This window comes from Streptomyces sp. SAI-170 (assembly GCF_049739565.1).
Lineage (GTDB): Bacteria > Actinomycetota > Actinomycetes > Streptomycetales > Streptomycetaceae > Streptomyces.
The window spans coordinates 5,590,532-5,607,265 of sequence record NZ_JBMGQD010000001.1 but is presented as its reverse complement, the minus strand read 5'-3'; the positions used below and the strand labels follow the sequence as shown (position 1 = coordinate 5,607,265).

Here is a 16,734-nt window from a genome sequence, read left to right as displayed (position 1 = left end):
AAAGAAAAAAGCCATGAAAACGGTCTGCCTCAATATGATCGTCAAGGACGAGGCGCATGTGATCCGGCGCTGTCTCGAATCCGTGCGCCCCCTCATCGACACCTGGGTGATCCTTGACACCGGCTCGACCGACGGGACCCAGGACATCGTCCGCGACACACTCTCCGACCTGCCCGGAACCCTCTACGAAAGCCCTTGGCGGGGCTTCGGCCAGAGCCGTACGGAGGCGATCGAACGGGCCCGGGACCGGGCGCGCCACCTGCTGTTCATCGACGCCGACGACGTGCTGCAGACCGACCCCGGCTTCACGCTGCCGGACCTGACCCACGACTGCTACGACGCCGAGGTCCGCCACGGCCCCGTCGTCCACTGGCGCCCGACGATCGTGTCGACCCGCCTGCCCTGGCGGTACGTCGGTGTCCTGCACGAATACCTGGAGTGCGACGCCGAGTTCAGCCGGGCGACCCTCGGCGGGGTGCGCACGGTCATCATGGGCGGCGGCGGACGGTCACAGGTCAGCCAGCGCCAGAAGTACCTGCGCGACGCCGCGCTCCTGAAGGACGGGCTCGCCAAGGAGCCCGGCAACACCCGGTACGCCTTCTACCTGGCCCAGAGCTGGCGCGACGCCGGTGAACCGGCGAAGGCGCTCGCGGCCTACGACCGGCGCGCGGAGATGGACGGTTTCGTCGAGGAGGCGTTCTGCTCCCGCCTCTACGCCGCCCGCCTCGCCATGGAGCTGAAGCGCAAGACGCCCGAGGTCATGGCGCGCCTCCTGGACGCCCACGCGTACCGCCCCACCCGGGCCGAACCCCTCGGTGAACTCGCCCACCTGTGCCGCGTCCAGGGCGAACGCTGGCCGTTGGCCTACCTGTTCGCGCGGCGCGCGGTGGAGATCCCGCAGCCCGACGACATCCTCTTCGTCGAGCACGGCTGGTACGACTGGCAGGCCCTGGACGAGCTGGCGGTGGCCGCCTACTGGATGGGCGAGTACCGCGAGTCGCTGGAGGCTTGCGAGAAGCTGCTGGACGGCGGAAAGCTCCCCGAGGCCCACCGCGAACGCGTCCTCGCCAACCGCGACTTCGCCCGCACCAAGCTCGCCCTCGGCGCACCCCGCCCCCAACCGGCATGAGAAACCGGGCCCCTCCCCCCAGGGAAAGGGCCCGGCACACACCGTCGGCTCAGTGAGCGTGCCCGCTCGCCGCAGGCGCCGCGTTCTTCACCGTCAGCGGCAGCAGCTTCTTGCCCGTGGGGCCGATCTGGATGTGGGTGTCCATGGCGGGGCACACGCCGCAGTCGAAGCAGGGGGTCCAGCGGCAGTCCTCGACCTCGGTCTCGTCGAGGGCGTCCTGCCAGTCCTCCCAGAGCCAGTCCTTGTCCAGGCCGGAGTCCAGGTGGTCCCAGGGGAGGACTTCCTCGTAGGTGCGCTCGCGGGTGGTGTACCAGTCGACATCCACACCGAACTGGGCCAGCGCCTTGTCCGCGCAGCCCATCCAGCGGTCGTAGGAGAAGTGCTCGCGCCAGCCGTCGAAGCGGCCGCCGTCCTCGTAGACCGCGCGGATGACAGCGCCGACGCGGCGGTCGCCGCGGGAGAGCAGGCCCTCGATGATGCCGGGCTTGCCGTCGTGGTAGCGGAAGCCGATGGAACGGCCGTACTTCTTGTCGCCGCGGATCTTGTCGCGCAGCTTCTCCAGACGCGCGTCCGTCTCCTCCGCCGACAACTGCGGCGCCCACTGGAACGGCGTGTGCGGCTTGGGGACGAAGCCGCCGATCGACACCGTGCAGCGGATGTCGTTCGAGCGGGAGACCTCGCGGCCCTTGGCGATGACCTTCGTCGCCATGTCGGCGATCTGCAGGACGTCCTCGTCGGTCTCGGTCGGCAGGCCGCACATGAAGTACAGCTTCACCTGGCGCCAGCCGTTGCCGTACGCCGTCGAGACGGTCCTGATCAGGTCGTCCTCGGAGACCATCTTGTTGATGACCTTGCGCATGCGCTCCGAGCCGCCCTCAGGGGCGAAGGTCAGGCCGGAGCGGCGGCCGTTGCGGGTCAGCTCGTTGGCCAGGTCGACGTTGAAGGCGTCCACACGGGTGGAGGGGAGCGAGAGGCCGATCTTGTCTTCCTCGTAGCGGTCCGCCAGACCCTTGGCGATCTCGCCGATCTCCGAGTGGTCCGCCGACGACAGGGACAGAAGGCCGACCTCCTCGAAGCCGGTCGCCTTCAGGCCCTTCTCCACCATGTCGCCGATGCCGGTGATCGAACGCTCACGCACCGGGCGGGTGATCATGCCCGCCTGGCAGAAGCGGCAGCCGCGCGTGCAGCCGCGGAAGATCTCCACCGACATGCGCTCGTGGACCGTCTCCGCCAGCGGGACCAGCGGCTGCTTGGGGTACGGCCACTCGTCGAGGTCCATCACCGTGTGCTTGGACACGCGCCACGGCACACCCGACTTGTTCGGTACGACACGTGCGATACGGCCGTCCGGCAGGTACTCCACGTCGTAGAACGCCGGGATGTACACCGCGCCCGTCTTCGCCAGCCGGAAGAGGACCTCCTCGCGGCCACCGGGCCGGCCCTCCGCCTTCCACTCGCGGATGATCTTCGTCATGTCCAGCACGGCCTGCTCGCCGTCGCCGATGACCGCCGCGTCGATGAAGTCGGCGATCGGCTCGGGGTTGAAGGCCGCGTGGCCGCCGGCCAGCACGATCGGGTCGTCGATCGTGCGGTCCTTGGACTCCAGCGGAATGCCCGCCAGGTCCAGCGCCGTCAGCATGTTCGTGTAGCCCAGCTCCGTGGAGAAGGACAGGCCGAACACGTCGAACGCCTTCACCGGCCGGTGGCCGTCCACCGTGAACTGCGGGACGCCGTGCTCCCGCATCAGCGCCTCCAGGTCCGGCCACACGCTGTACGTGCGCTCGGCGAGGACGCCCTCCTGCTCGTTGAGGACCTCGTAGAGGATCATGACGCCCTGGTTGGGCAGCCCGACCTCGTACGCGTCCGGGTACATGAGCGCCCAGCGGACGTCACACTCCTCCCACGGCTTGACCGTGGAGTTGAGCTCGCCGCCGACGTACTGGATCGGCTTCTGCACGTGCGGGAGCAGAGCTTCGAGCTGCGGGAAAACCGACTCGGCAGACATCGCGGAGGACCTTCGTGAGCTGACAGGGGTGACCATCAAGCGTAACCCGCCCGGCGGACTGTCCCGCACGCTCAGAGGGTCACCGCCCTCACCTGCGACCACGCCCCCGGCAACGCCTCCTCGGCCCGCACCGCCCGCAGCTCCTCCCGCCCGTACAGCACCCCGTAGGTGAAGGAGCTCTCCCCCGCCGCCTGTGCCTGCGCCGCCAGGTCGCGCAGGGCCTCGCGGGTCATCACGCTGTCCTGGTGGTCGCCGAGGAGGTTCTGCAGCGCCTTCATCGACCGTGCGAGCGCCGCCGCCGGATCGCCGAGCGCCGCGGTCGCCGCCTCCGCCGAGTAGCGCGTCCGCTTGGCCCGCTTGCGCGCCTCGTGCAGCGCGAGGTCGCGATCGTGGCCGGGCGGCAGGTCAAGGGCCCGCTCCACCAGGTCCGACACCTGCGCCAGATCCTTGCGTACGGCCTTGGCGATCACCTTCTCCGGCGCTCCGGCCGCCGCCTTGCAAAGCGGCGGGTCGGCGATCAGCGCGTCCAGCGTGCCGAGCAGCTCCAGGTACCGCTTGCCGTCCAGTACGGCGATCAGCCGCCGGCGCGATCCGCCGCGCCGGGCGTGCGTCCAGGTGCGCAGCCGGGTGCGCACCGGCCCGGTGACCAGGGCGCGGGGCAGCGCGTCGAGGGCGGCGGTGATCCGCTCGGTCAGCACCTCCTGGTCGCGGTCCACGCCCAGCTCTCCGGCCAGCCACTTCAGTTCCTCGCCGATCGGGTCGGTGACCGAGCGGTCGAGGACCGTGCCGAAGGAGCGGAACGCGCTGCGCATCCTGCGGGTGGCGACCCGCAGGGCATGCACCGAGTCGTCCATGTCACGCCGTACGGCGGGATCGAGCTCGACGATCGCGTCGCGCTGGGCGCGCAGACAGGCCAGGACGTGATCGCCGGCCGACACCGGGCCGGCATCCGAAGCGGCACTCCCCTTCCGCTTCTTCTTCGGGCGGGGGCCCGTCTCCGCGAGCGCCCGGGCCAGCTTCGACGCGGACCCCGACGGCCGCACGCCCGCCCTGCGCAACCGTTTCTCGACCCGGTCGAGGAACGCAGGGTCTCCCCCGTCGGCCAGCTCCACCTCGATCTCGGTCCACTGGGCGTCGCCGCCGTCCCCGTCGAGCCGCTCGGCGTACACCGCGTCCACACTGACCTCGGCCAGCAGCCGCCCCGCCGCGTCGGTGAGGTCGCGCACATCCCGGTCCGAGCGCAGCCGTACGACGGGCACCAGCTCGGCGTCCCGGACCCGGGAGCGCACCAGCCCGGCGAGCGTGCGGGGCACGGCGTCGGACAGCGGGGCCCGGATCTCGTCCCGCACGCCCGGGCCGACCGGGAACTTCAGATGCCAGCCGGCGTCGGAGCCGCCCGTGCGGCGCCGCAGGGTGATGGAGGAGGCGGCCAGGCGGCCGTCGGCCGTGTCGTAGTAGGTGGCGTCCAGGTGCGCGACACCCTTGTCGATCACGGCCGCGACACCGGCGACGCCGGTCAGGTCGGGCAGGCCGCTGTCGTCGGACTCGTACTTCCGCTCGATCTCGCGCTTGGTGTCCGCCATGAACCGAATCTAGTGGCCGCCATGGCCGGACGACAGGGCCCAACGGGGTTGGAAACTCCGGGAGAACGGGCCGCTCACGCCGACAGCGGTCGCTGCACTCTGATGGACTGCAACAGCCCCACCGCCACCCACACGGCGAACATCGACGAGCCTCCGTAGGACACGAACGGCAGCGGCAGACCGGTCACCGGCATGATCCCCAGGGTCATCCCGATGTTCTCGAACGCCTGGAAGGCGAACCAGGCCACGATCCCCGCGGCCACGACCGTGCCGTACAGCTCGCTCGTCTCCCGCGCTATCCGGCAGGCCCGCCACAGCACCACACCGAGCAGCACGATGATCAGGCCGCCCCCGACGAAGCCCAGCTCCTCGCCCGCCACCGTGAACACGAAGTCGGTCTGCTGCTCGGGCACGAACTGGCCGGTGGTCTGCGAGCCGTGGAACAGGCCCGAGCCCGTCAGGCCGCCGGAGCCGATGGCGATACGGGCCTGGTTGGTGTTGTAGCCGACGCCCGCCGGGTCCAGCTCGGGGTTGGCGAAGGCGGCGAAGCGGTTGATCTGGTACTCGTCGAGGACCCCCAGCTGCCACACCGCCAGCGCGCCCAGCGTGCCCGAGCCCAGCAGGCCGAACACCCACCGGTTGGAGGCGCCGGAGGCCAGCAGCACGCCCAGCACGATGATCACCATGACCATGACCGAGCCGAGGTCGGGCATGAGCATCACGATCAGCATCGGCACGGCGGCCAGGCCCAGCGCCTGCAGGACCGTGCGATGGTCGGGGTAGGGCCGGTCACCCGCGTCCACTCTGGCCGCCAACAGCATCGCCATGCCCAGGATGATCGTGATCTTCACGAACTCCGAGGGCTGGAGCGAGAAGCCGCCGCCGAGCACGATCCAGGAGTGCGCGCCGTTGACCGTCGAGCCCAGCGGCGTGAGCACCAGCAGGATCAGGAACACCGAGGCGCCGTACAGGATGGGCACCGCCGTGCGCAGCGTGCGATGCCCGACCCAGACCGTGCCGATCATCAGGGCGAACCCGATGCCGGTGTTCATGATGTGCCGGACGAGGAAGTAGTAGGGGTCGCCCTGGTTGATCTCGGTGCGGTTGCGGGTGGCCGAGAACACCAGCAGGGAGCCGAGCAGCGACAGCGCGAGCGCGGCCAGCAGTATCGGCCAGTCCAGCCGGCGGGCGAGGGAGTCCCGGGCGAACAGGCGGGTCCAGCCGGCCCGCTCGGGGCCGTAGCCGGAGACCTGGAAGCTGTTGACGCCGGTCATGTGCACTTCCTCCGGCCGGGGCGGCGGGACCGCCGCCGACGCCGTGTCTCTCGGTTGTCCGCCTCCGGGCTCGCCACGGTGGCCGCGGTCGGCTGCCCGCCGCCGCCCGGCTCGGTGCCGTCGTCGGGGTTCGTGGCGACGGTCTCCACCGCGCCCTCGCCCTCGGCCGGCTTCTGGTAGGTCTGCTGGTCCTTCGCCGGGTCCTTGGAGAGCTTCGGCGGGCGGATCGTGCCGTCCGCCTGGATCCGCGGCAGGTTCTTCTGCGGGGTGGGCAGCAGGGCGTTCTTCTTGGTGATGACGCCGTCGTCGGAGACGCCGTACAGGGCGTCGTAGATGTTGCGCACCGCCGGACCGGAGGCGCCGGAGCCCGTACCACCCTGGGAGATCGTCATGACGATCGCGTAGTCCTTGGTGTACGTGGCGAACCAGGAGGTCGTCTGCTTGCCGTAGACCTCCGCGGTACCGGTCTTGGCGTGCATCTCGATCTTGTCCTGCGGCCAGCCGCCGAACCGCCAGGCGGCCGTACCGCGCGTGGCCACGCCCGCGAGCGCCTCGTCCATCTGGGCCAGGGTCGCCCGGCTGACGGGCAGCTTGCCGTGTGCCTTGGGCTTGATCTCGGTGACCTTCTTGCCGTCGGCGCTGACCACGGCCTTGCCGACCGTCGGGTCGTACAGCGTGCCGCCGTTGGAGATGGCGGCGTAGATCGTCGCCATCTGGATCGGCGTCACCAGCGTGTCGCCCTGGCCGATGGAGTAGTTGATCTCGTCACCGGCGCGCATCTTGTTGCCTTCGAGGCAGTTCTCGTAGGAGATGCGCTCGACGTAGTCGCCGTCCTTCTTGCCGGTCTTGCACCAGGCGTCCTTGTTGGCCTCCCAGTACTGCTGCTTCCACTGGCGGTCGGGGATGCGGCCGGTGACCTCGTTGGGCAGGTCGATGCCGGTCTCCTCGCCCAGGCCGAACTGGTGGGCGGTCTTGAAGAACCAGTCCTTGGGCTTGCCCTTGGGGTCGATGCCGCCGTCCTTCTGCCACTGGGCGTGTGCCAGCCGGTAGTAGACGGTGTCGCAGGAGACCTCCAGGGCCCGGCCGAGGCTGATCGCGCCGTGGTTCTGGGACTCGAAGTTCTTGAAGACCTGGCCGCCGACGTTGTACGCACTGGAGCACTCGTAGCGGCCGTCGAAGTCGTAGCCGGCCTGGACCGCGGCGGCCGTGGAGACCACCTTGAAGATGGAGCCGGGCGCCGCCTGACCCTGTATGGCCCTGTTGAGCAGCGGGTAGTTGGAGCTCTTGCCGGTGAGCTTCGCGTAGTCCTTGGCGGAGATGCCGCCGACCCAGGCGTTGGGGTCGTAGGTCGGGTTCGAGGCCATCGCGACGACCCGGCCGGTCTTGGCCTCCATCACGACGACCGCGCCCGCGTCGGCCTTGTACCGCTCCTGGGTGTTGCGGTCCCAGGCCTTGCGGGCTTCCTTCATCGCCGCGTTCAGCTCGTACTCGGCGACGCGCTGCACGCGGGCGTCGATGCTGGTGACGAGGTGGGAGCCGGGCTGGGCGGCGTCCGCTTCGGCCTGGCCGATGACGCGGCCGAGGTTGTCGACCTCGTAGCGGGTGACGCCGGCCTTGCCGCGCAGCTCCTTGTCGTACTGGCGCTCCAGGCCGGAGCGGCCGACCTGGTCGGAGCGCAGGAACGGGGAGTCGGTGTCCTGGGCCTGCTTGATCTCCTCGTCGGTGACCGGGGAAAGGTAGCCGAGCACCTGGGCGGTGTTGGACTTGCCGGGTGCCGGGTAGCGGCGGACGGCCTCCGGCTCGGCGGTGATGCCGGGGAAGTCCTCGGCGCGCTCGCGGATCTGCAGGGCCTGGCGCGGGGTGGCCTCGTCGGTGATGGGGATCGGCTGGTACGGTGAGCCGTTCCAGCAGGGCTGGGGGGTCTCGGCGTCGCACAGCCGGACCTTCTCCCTGACCTCCTTCGGCGTCATGCCGAGGACGCCGGCGAGCTTGGTGAGGACGGCGTCGCCGTCGTCCTTCATCTTCAGCAGCTCGGTGCGGGAGGCGGAGACCACCAGCCGGGTCTCGTTGTCCGCGAGGGGCACTCCGCGCGCGTCCAGGATCGAGCCGCGCACGGCGGGCTGGACGACCTGCTGGACGTGGTTGCCGGAGGCCTCCTTGGCGTAGGCGTCTCCCTCACGGATCTGGAGGTACCACAGGCGGCCGCCCAGGGTGCCGAGGAGGGAGAGGACGAGGATCTGGATGACGACGAGCCGGATCTGGACGCGTGGGGTCCGCCCGGTCTCGGGAATGTTGGTCACTGGTGTCTCCCCCTCTCAGCGAGCGCGTGCGGATGCCGGTGTGCCGACGGGCGCCATCGGTGTGCCGACCACTGACGCCGGTGTGCGTGCGGGTGACGACGAGGCCGGTGTGCGGACCAGCGACGACGAAATCGGTGTGCGTACGAATGATGAACGAACGGCCCGCGCCGCCCGGTTCCGGCCCGGGTCCCCCGTCCGGGTGAACTCCGCGGTGGTCACAGCCGCTTGACCCCCTTGATGCGTCCCGCGCGGGCGGTGCGCGCCCGGGCCGCCTTCACCTTCAGGCCGCCCAGGCCCCCGCGCTGGCTGCCGATGCGCAGCCCGGTGCCGGAGGACAGCCAGCCGGAGGAGATGTCGGCCGAGCCCGCGGAGTTCGCCTCGGCGAGCGGGTCGTTGTCGGCGCGCCGGGCCAGCGCCATGATGCCCGGCACCACGAAGGGCGCGAGCAGCAGGTCGTACAGCATGGCCGTGAACAGCAGCCCGGGCAGCCCGACATGACGGGCTGCCGTGTCGCCGACGAGCGCGCCGACACCGGCGTACAGCAGGGTGGAGCCGATCGCGGCGACGGCGACCACGGCCAGCGGGCCGGTCGCCGACTTGAGTCTGCCGTTCTCCGGCTTGATCAGGCCGGCCAGATAGCCGATGACGCACAGCACGAGCGCGTAGCGGCCGGCCGCGTGATCGGCGGGCGGGGCGAGGTCGGAGAGCAGTCCGGCGCCGAAGCCGACGAGGGCGCCGCCGACATGGCCGTAGACGAGCGCGAGGCCGAGGACGGTGAGGAGCACCAGGTCGGGCACGGCGCCCGGCAGGTGCAGCCGGGCGAGCACGCTCACCTGGAGCACCAGCGCGACGACGACCAGCGGAACGGACAGCAGGATCCGGTTGAAGCGCATCAGTTCAGCTCCCCTACTGCTGCTGCTCTTGCTGGAACTGGCCGTCGGCGGGCGCCGACGGGGTGACGGTGACCGTCACGGTCGGCCTGGGCGTGGGCTTCGGTTTGTCCGGGAGCACGGTGTCGCGCGGATCCTTGCTGGGGGCCTGCACGACGACGCCGACGATGTCGAGCTTGCTGAAGCTGACGTACGGCGTGACGTACAGGGTGCGGGTCAGGTCGCCGCCGGAGGGGTCGACGCGGGAGACGACACCGACGGGGACGCCGGGCACGAAGGGCCGGTCGGCCTGCGAGCCGAAGGTGACCAGGCGGTCGCCCTTCTTGATCTGGGCCTTGCCGTTGAGGAGTTCGACGCGCAGCGGGCGGTCGCCCTGTCCGGAGGCGAAGCCGAGTTCGTCGCTGCCCTCCATCCGGGTGCCGACGGTGAAGTCGGGGTCGTTGGCGAGCAGCACGGTCGAGGCGTTGGGGCCGACGGTGGTGACGCGGCCGACGAGGCCGTCGCCGTTGAGGACGGTCATGTCGCGCTTGATGCCGTCGTTGGCGCCGACGTCGATGGTGATGGTCCAGGAGAAGCCCTGTGCGGCTCCTATGGCGATGACCTCGGCGCCCTTGATGCCGTACTGGCCCTCGCCGGCCACCTTCAGCACCTTGTCGAGCTGCTTGAGGCGGCTGCGGTTGCGGTCGTCGCTGCCGAGCTGCGCCTTGAGGGCGGCGTTCTCCTTCTCCAGCTCGGCGATACGGTCGTGCCGGTCGCCGGAGTCGCGTACGGCGGAGACGGCGTTGCCGACCGGGTCGACCGCGGAGGCGACGCCGTTCTCGATCGGGCCGAAGACGGAGGCCGCGGCCTGGCGGGCACCGTCGACCGGTGAATCCTCCCCACCGCGGATGTCCACCGTGATCAGTGCGAACGCGATGGCGATCAGCAGCACCAGGAGCAGCCGGCTCTCTCGTGTGTCCCTCACGTGCGGCGGCCGTGCCCTTCCTCGAATTGGAAACTCAGTCGGAAACGGGGTAGCCCCTGGGAAGTCCGAGGGGCTCGTTTGTGGCAGCTTATGCCTCTATATCAACGATCCGCCGTACGAGAGGCGATCATCTCGTACGGCGGAATCGACGAGTTGCGTCATCTGCGGGGCTGGGCGTCCAGCACCTGCTGGAGCGCCTCGAACTCCTCGACGCACTTGCCGGAGCCGAGCGCCACGCTGTCCAGCGGGTCCTCGGCGATGTGGATCGGCATGCCGGTCTCCCGGCGCAGCCGCTCGTCGAGGCCGCGCAGCAGGGCGCCGCCGCCGGTGAGGACGATGCCGCGGTCCATGATGTCGCCGGACAGCTCCGGCGGGCACTTGTCCAGCGTCGTCTTCACGGCGTCGACGATGGCGTTGACGGGCTCCTCGATCGCCTTGCGTACTTCGGCGGCGGAGATGACGACGGTCTTGGGCAGCCCGGAGACGAGGTCCCGGCCGCGGATTTCGGTGTGTTCGTCAGCGTCGAGGTCGTACGCCGAACCGATCGTGATCTTGATCTGTTCGGCCGTGCGCTCGCCCAGCAGAAGGGAGTACTCCTTCTTGATGTGCTGGATGATCGCGTTGTCCAGCTCGTCGCCCGCGACGCGGATGGACTGGGCGGTGACGATGCCGCCGAGGGAGATGACCGCGACCTCCGTGGTGCCGCCGCCGATGTCCACCACCATGTTGCCCGTGGCCTCGTGGACCGGCAGGCCGGAGCCGATGGCCGCGGCCATGGGCTCCTCGATGATGTGCACCTGACGGGCGCCGGCCTGGGACGACGCCTCGATGACGGCGCGGCGCTCGACGCCGGTGATGCCGGAGGGCACACAGACGACGACCCGCGGCCGGGCCAGATACCGCCGCTTGTGGATCTTCAGGATGAAGTAGCGGAGCATCCGCTCGGTGATCTCGAAGTCGGCGATCACGCCGTCCTTCAGCGGACGTACGGCAACGATGTTGCCGGGCGTGCGCCCGATCATCTTCTTCGCTTCGGCGCCGACCGCGAGAATCCCACCGGTGTTGGTGTTGATCGCGACGACGGACGGCTCATTGAGTACGATCCCGCGACCCCTGACGTACACCAGCGTGTTGGCGGTCCCGAGGTCGACAGCCATGTCACGGCCGATGAACGACATTGAGTTCCCCATCAGGATTCGTCTGGCCTTCCTGCTGGCTTTTGAGGGCATATCAGGTCGGCGTGGTGGGTGCTGTGACGTGAAGGCTTCCATCGTAGACGCGCCTTCACGGACCCTGCGTGAGGGTCTCCGCCATTGTCAGCAGATGATGTGCGGGTTCGCTTCTGGAGACGTGCGTTCGGGGAGACACGTTCCCTCGATCGCCGCTCACATGCCAGGAAAGTCCGGAGGCTGACCCCCGGACTTCCGTGTGGCTTGCGGCGAAGAGTACGCGGTTACGCGCGGCCGGGGAAGAAGATCTTCACCTCGCGCTCGGCGGACTCCTCGGAGTCCGAGGCGTGGATCAGGTTCTCCCGGACGATCACACCGAAGTCGCCCCGGATGGAGCCCGGCGCGGCGGCGATCGGGTCGGTCGGACCGGCCAGCTGACGCACGCCCTCGATGACCCGCTCGCCCTCGACGATCATCGCCACGACCGGGCCGGACGACATGAACGCCACCAGCGGCTCGTAGAACGGCTTGCCCTTGTGCTCGCCGTAGTGCTGCTCCAGCGTGTCCTGGTCCAGCTCGCGCAGCTCCAGCGCGGTGATCGACCAGCCGGCCTTGCGCTCGATACGGCTGATGATCTCGCCGGTCAGGCCACGACGGACGGCGTCGGGCTTGAGGAGGACGAGGGTGCGCTGGGTCACGACAGGACTCCTTCTACCTACAGGTGTGCGGTGTGACGAGGCTACAGGGCCCTTTGGGGCAACCGTTACGCAGCGTCAGCCTGGGCCGGGTCGCCCTGCGCCGCGAATCTCGCCTTCGCCTCGTCGATCTTCCGGCCGAAGTGGACCGAGGCCCACCACAGGGCGGCGAACATCGCGCCGAGGAAGAACATGATCGGGACGACGAAGCCGGAGGCGATGAGGCCGAGCTGGAGGGCCCAACCGAGGGCGATGCCGCCGGGGCGGGTGACCAGGCCGCACAGGAGCAGACACAGGAGCATCGCGATGCCGCTGACGGTCCAGACCGTGCCCATGGACAGGGAGTCGTCCTTCATCGCGACCAGCCCGGCGAAGCCAATCACGAAGAACTCGCCGATCAGGGTCGAGGAACAGAGCGTACGCATGGTCGAGAGGTCACTTCCCCAGGAGCAGGCGGGCCTCGCCCACCGTGATGACGGAACCGGTGACCAGGACGCCGCCGCCGGCGAACTCGCCCTCTTCCTCGGCCAGCGTGATCGCCGCCTCCAGGGCGTCCGGCAGCCGCGGCTCGACCTGGACGCGGTCCTCGCCGAAGACCTCCACGGCGATCGCGGCCAGCTCGTCGGCGTCCATCGCGCGGTGGCTGGAGTTCTGGGTGATGACGACCTCGGCGAAGATCGGCTCGAAGGCCTCCAGGAGACCGCGTACGTTCTTGTCGCCGCTCGCTCCGACCACACCGATCAGCCGGCTGAAGTCGAACGCCTCGCCGACCGCCTCCGCGGTCACCCGCGCGCCCGCCGGGTTGTGCGCCGCGTCCAGCACGACCGTCGGGGAGCGCCGTACGACCTCCAGGCGGCCCGGCGACGACACCGCCGCGAACGCCTTGCGCACGGTGTCCGTGTCCAGCGGCTCGGCGCGCACCGAGCCCACCCCGAAGAACGCCTCGACCGCGGCCAGCGCCACCGCGGCGTTGTGCGCCTGGTGCGCGCCGTGCAGCGGCAGATACACCTCGTGGTACTCGCCGCCCAGCCCGCGCAGCGTCATCAGCTGGCCGCCGACGGCGACCTGGCGGTCGACGACCCCGAACTCCAGGCCCTCCCGGGCCACGGTCGCGTCCACCTCGACGGCCTTCTTCAGCAGCACCTGCGCGGCGTCCACCGGCTGCTGGGCCATGATCACGGTCGCGCCCTGCTTGATGATCCCGGACTTCTCCCCCGCGATCTCGGCGGGCGTCTCGCCCAGCCGGTCGGTGTGGTCGAGGTCGATCGGGGTCACCACCGCCACGTCCGCGTCGATGACGTTCGTCGCGTCCCAGGACCCGCCCATGCCGACCTCGACGACCGCCACGTCGACCGGCGCGTCCGCGAACGCCGCGTACGCCATGCCGGTGAGCACCTCGAAGAAGGACAGCCGGTACTCCTGCCGGGCGTCGACCATCTCGACGTACGGCTTGATGTCCTGGTACGTCTCGATGAACCGCTCGGCCGAGATCGGGGCGCCGTCCAGGCTGATGCGCTCGGTGATCGACTGCACGTGGGGCGAGGTGTAGCGGCCGGTGCGCAGCTCGAAGGCGCCGAGGAGGGCCTCGATCATGCGGGCCGTCGACGTCTTGCCGTTGGTGCCGGTGATGTGGATCGAGGGGTACGACCGCTGCGGCTCGCCCAGGACGTCCATCAGCGCGGCGATACGGCTGACCGAGGGCTCCAGCTTGGTCTCGCCCCAGCGGGTGGCGAGGTCGGCCTCGACCTCGCGCAGGGCCTTGTCGACCTCGGGGTCCTCGGGACGCGCGGGGACGTCCTGCGCAGGGGCTGCGCCCTGGGTGCGCAGGGTACGGCTGCCGGCCTCGATGACCGCGAGGTCGGGGTCGCGGTCGGTCTCGGCGTCGATGATCTCGTCGAAGGGGTCGAAGGGATCGGGCTGGTCGTCGCTGGGGTGGGTCACAGTGCCAGTCTACGGAGCGGGACTGACAGTGCCTAAGCAGGTGGGGCTGATGCCGTCCGGCGGGCGCGGGGTCGTGCGTGGTTGATCACGCAGTTCCCCGCGCCCCTGGCGGCACTACTGCTGGGGCAGGTTTTCCAGCTGCGTCTGGATCCTCGCGATGTCCTCGTCCGCCTTCGCCAGGCGCGTGCGGATCTTCTCCACCACGTTGTCCGGGGCCTTCGCCAGGAACGCCTCGTTGCCGAGCTTGGCGTTCGCCTGGGCCTTCTCCTTCTCCGCCGCCGCGAGGTCCTTGGCCAGGCGCTTGCGCTCGGCCGCGACGTCGATGGTGCCGGAGAGGTCGAGGGCCACCTCGGCGCCCGCGATCGGGAGGGTCGCCGTCGCCGTGAAGGTGTCGCCCTCCGGCTGGAGACGCAGCAGCTGGCGGATGGCGGCCTCGTGCGGCGCCAGGGCCGTGCCGTCCAGCGTGAGGCGGGCCGGGACGCGCTGGCCGGGCTGGAGGCCCTGGTCGGCGCGGAAGCGGCGGACCTCGGTGACGACCTGCTGGAGGTTCTCGATCTCGGCCTCGGCGGCGTCGTCGCGGAAGCCACTGTCCTTCGGCCAGTCGGCGATCACGATCGACTCGCGGCCGGTCAGCGTGGTCCACAGCGTCTCGGTGACGAACGGCATCACCGGGTGCAGCAGACGCATCAGGACGTCCAGGACCTCACCGAGGACCCGGCCGGAGGCCTTGGCGCCCTCGCCGCCCGCCATGAAGGTGGTCTTGGACAGCTCGACGTACCAGTCGAAGACCTCGTCCCACGCGAAGTGGTACAGCGCCTCGCTGAGCTTGGCGAACTGGAAGTCGTCGTAGTACGCGTCGACCTGCGCGACCGTCTTGTTCAGGCGGGAGAGGATCCAGCGGTCGGTCGCCGACAGCTGCTCGGCGGCCGGGAGCTCGCCCTCGACCGTGGCGCCGTTCATCAGGGCGAAGCGGGTGGCGTTCCAGATCTTGTTGGCGAAGTTCCGGGACGCCTGGACCCAGTCCTCGCCGATCGGCACGTCGGTGCCCGGGTTGGCGCCCTTGGCCAGGGTGAAGCGGACGGCGTCGGAGCCGTACTTGTCCATCCAGTCCAGCGGGTCGACCACGTTGCCGAAGGACTTCGACATCTTCTTGCCGCGCTCGTCGCGGACCAGGCCGGTCAGGGCGATGGTCTTGAACGGGACCTCGCCGTCCATGGCGTACAGGCCGAACATCATCATCCGGGCGACCCAGAAGAAGATGATGTCGTGGCCGGTGAGCAGGACGTCGGTGGAGTAGAACTTCTCCAGGTCCGGGGTCTTCTCCGGCCAGCCGAGCGTGGAGAACGGCCACAGGCCGGAGGAGAACCAGGTGTCGAGGACGTCGGTGTCCTGGTGCCAGCCCTCGCCGGTGGGCGGCTGCTCGTCGGGGCCGACGCAGACGACCTCGCCGTCGGGGCCGTACCAGATCGGGATGCGGTGGCCCCACCACAGCTGGCGCGAGATGCACCAGTCGTTCATGTTGTCGACCCAGTCGAAGTAGCGCTTCGACATGTCGGCCGGGTGGATGGCCACGCGGCCGTCGCGGACGGCGTCGCCGGCGGCCTTGGCGAGCGGCTTGACGTTGACCCACCACTGCATGGACAGGCGCGGCTCGACCGTGGTCTTGCAGCGGGAGCAGTGGCCGACGGAGTGCATGTACGGGCGCTTCTCGGCGACGATCCGGCCCTGCGCCTTCAGCGCGCCGACGACGGCCGAGCGGGCCTCGTAGCGGTCCTGGCCGAGGAAGGGGCCGTGGACGGTGATGACGCCGTGCTCGTCCATGATCGTCAGGGACGGCAGGTTGTGGCGCTGGCCGATCGCGAAGTCGTTCGGGTCGTGGGCCGGGGTCACCTTGACGGCGCCGGTGCCGAACTCGGGGTCGACGTGCGTGTCGGCGACGACCGGGATGGTGCGGTCGGTCAGCGGCAGCTTGATCTGCTTGCCGACGAGGTGCTTGTAGCGCTCGTCGTCCGGGTGGACGGCGACGGCGGTGTCACCGAGCATCGTCTCCGCGCGCGTGGTCGCGACGACGAGGGTGTCCTCCCCCTCGCCGTACTTGATCGACACCAGCTCACCGGCGTCCTCCTGGTACTCCACCTCGATGTCGGAGATGGCGGTCAGGCAGCGCGGGCACCAGTTGATGATGCGCTCGGCGCGGTAGATCAGCTCGTCGTCGTAGAGCTTCTTGAAGATGGTCTGGACGGCGCGGGACAGCCCCTCGTCCATGGTGAAGCGCTCGCGGGACCAGTCGACGCCGTCGCCGAGGCGGCGCATCTGGCCGAGGATCTTGCCGCCGTACTCCTCCTTCCACCGCCAGACGCGCTCGACGAACTCCTCGCGGCCCAGGTCGTGGCGGGACTTGCCCTCCTCGGCGAGCTGCTGCTCGACCTTGTTCTGGGTGGCGATGCCGGCGTGGTCCATGCCGGGCAGCCACAGCGACTCGTAGCCCTGCATGCGCTTGCGGCGGGTGAGGGCGTCCATGAGCGTGTGCTGGAAGGCGTGGCCCAGGTGGAGGCTGCCGGTGACGTTCGGCGGCGGGATGACGATGGTGTACGGGGTCTTGTCGCTCGCCGCGTCGGCGGTGAAGTAACCCTTGTCCACCCAGCGCTCGTACAGCGTCCCCTCTACCTCGGCCGGCGCGTACTGGGTCGGCAGTTCGGTGGTGGGCGCTGAGTGCTGCTGCTGAGTGTTCTCGGTCACGGGCTCAGTTTAGAGGTGTCACGGGCCGGTCCCGAAACTCGATTG

Annotated in this window: 12 protein-coding genes; 1 reads left to right on the top strand and 11 read right to left on the bottom strand. The window is 69.8% G+C overall.

The features are described from left to right. Positions 1-13: 13 nt before the first annotated feature. Positions 14-1,129: a tetratricopeptide repeat-containing glycosyltransferase gene (locus RKD23_RS25120; RefSeq protein WP_424855722.1), complete on the top strand. Its 1,116-nt coding sequence runs from the start codon at positions 14-16 to the stop codon at positions 1,127-1,129. Positions 1,130-1,178: 49 nt separating this feature from the next. Here the strand turns inward: RKD23_RS25120 and RKD23_RS25115 are convergent, their stop codons facing one another. The 11 genes from RKD23_RS25115 to RKD23_RS25065 form a co-directional block, all read right to left on the bottom strand. Further along, positions 1,179-3,134 carry a TIGR03960 family B12-binding radical SAM protein gene (locus RKD23_RS25115; RefSeq protein WP_424855721.1) on the bottom strand — a complete coding sequence of 652 codons (1,956 nt, stop codon included), beginning with the start codon at positions 3,132-3,134 and terminating at the stop codon, positions 1,179-1,181. 71 nt (positions 3,135-3,205) lie between these two features. Further along, positions 3,206-4,717: a CHAD domain-containing protein gene (locus RKD23_RS25110; RefSeq protein ID WP_424855720.1), complete on the bottom strand. Its 1,512-nt coding sequence runs from the start codon at positions 4,715-4,717 to the stop codon at positions 3,206-3,208. Between the two features lie 74 nt (positions 4,718-4,791). Next, a complete protein-coding gene (rodA, locus tag RKD23_RS25105) occupies positions 4,792-5,991 on the bottom strand; it encodes a rod shape-determining protein RodA (RefSeq protein WP_424855719.1) in 1,200 nt (399 codons plus the stop codon). Continuing rightward, complete coding sequence (gene mrdA / locus RKD23_RS25100; protein WP_424855718.1) at positions 5,988-8,291, bottom strand: penicillin-binding protein 2; 2,304 nt, start codon at positions 8,289-8,291, stop codon at positions 5,988-5,990. The genes rodA and mrdA overlap by 4 nt, the downstream gene beginning before the upstream one ends. Positions 8,292-8,506: 215 nt before the next feature. Next, positions 8,507-9,184, bottom strand: coding sequence for a rod shape-determining protein MreD (gene mreD, locus RKD23_RS25095; protein WP_424855717.1), 678 nt, complete (start codon positions 9,182-9,184; stop codon positions 8,507-8,509). 13 nt (positions 9,185-9,197) lie between these two features. After that, on the bottom strand, positions 9,198-10,145 hold the full coding sequence (gene mreC / locus RKD23_RS25090) for a rod shape-determining protein MreC (protein WP_424855716.1): 948 nt from the start codon (positions 10,143-10,145) through the stop codon (positions 9,198-9,200). A gap of 158 nt (positions 10,146-10,303) precedes the next feature. Continuing rightward, positions 10,304-11,323: a rod shape-determining protein gene (locus RKD23_RS25085; RefSeq protein WP_004931372.1), complete on the bottom strand. Its 1,020-nt coding sequence runs from the start codon at positions 11,321-11,323 to the stop codon at positions 10,304-10,306. A 275-nt stretch (positions 11,324-11,598) separates the two neighbouring features. Continuing rightward, positions 11,599-12,012, bottom strand: coding sequence for a nucleoside-diphosphate kinase (ndk, locus tag RKD23_RS25080; RefSeq protein ID WP_399641489.1), 414 nt, complete (start codon positions 12,010-12,012; stop codon positions 11,599-11,601). A gap of 65 nt (positions 12,013-12,077) precedes the next feature. Further along, on the bottom strand, positions 12,078-12,434 hold the full coding sequence (locus RKD23_RS25075) for a DUF4233 domain-containing protein (RefSeq protein ID WP_424855715.1): 357 nt from the start codon (positions 12,432-12,434) through the stop codon (positions 12,078-12,080). Between the two features lie 10 nt (positions 12,435-12,444). Next, positions 12,445-13,950, bottom strand: a complete 1,506-nt coding sequence (gene folC, locus RKD23_RS25070) for a bifunctional tetrahydrofolate synthase/dihydrofolate synthase (RefSeq protein ID WP_424855714.1) — start codon at positions 13,948-13,950, stop codon at positions 12,445-12,447. 114 nt (positions 13,951-14,064) lie between these two features. Continuing rightward, a complete protein-coding gene (locus tag RKD23_RS25065) occupies positions 14,065-16,689 on the bottom strand; it encodes a valine--tRNA ligase (protein WP_424855713.1) in 2,625 nt (874 codons plus the stop codon). Positions 16,690-16,734 lie beyond the last annotated feature (45 nt).

What these genes read in the sequence shown, in the direction of transcription:
- RKD23_RS25120 (WP_424855722.1), top strand. Translation starts at nt 14, where the DNA reads ATGAAAACGGTCTGCCTCAATATGATCGTCAAGGACGAGGCGCATGTG.
- RKD23_RS25115 (WP_424855721.1), bottom strand. Translation starts at nt 3,134, where the DNA reads ATGTCTGCCGAGTCGGTTTTCCCGCAGCTCGAAGCTCTGCTCCCGCAC.
- RKD23_RS25110 (WP_424855720.1), bottom strand. Translation starts at nt 4,717, where the DNA reads ATGGCGGACACCAAGCGCGAGATCGAGCGGAAGTACGAGTCCGACGAC.
- rodA (WP_424855719.1), bottom strand. Translation starts at nt 5,991, where the DNA reads ATGACCGGCGTCAACAGCTTCCAGGTCTCCGGCTACGGCCCCGAGCGG.
- mreD (WP_424855717.1), bottom strand. Translation starts at nt 9,184, where the DNA reads ATGCGCTTCAACCGGATCCTGCTGTCCGTTCCGCTGGTCGTCGTCGCG.
- RKD23_RS25085 (WP_004931372.1), bottom strand. Translation starts at nt 11,323, where the DNA reads ATGTCGTTCATCGGCCGTGACATGGCTGTCGACCTCGGGACCGCCAAC.
- RKD23_RS25075 (WP_424855715.1), bottom strand. Translation starts at nt 12,434, where the DNA reads ATGCGTACGCTCTGTTCCTCGACCCTGATCGGCGAGTTCTTCGTGATT.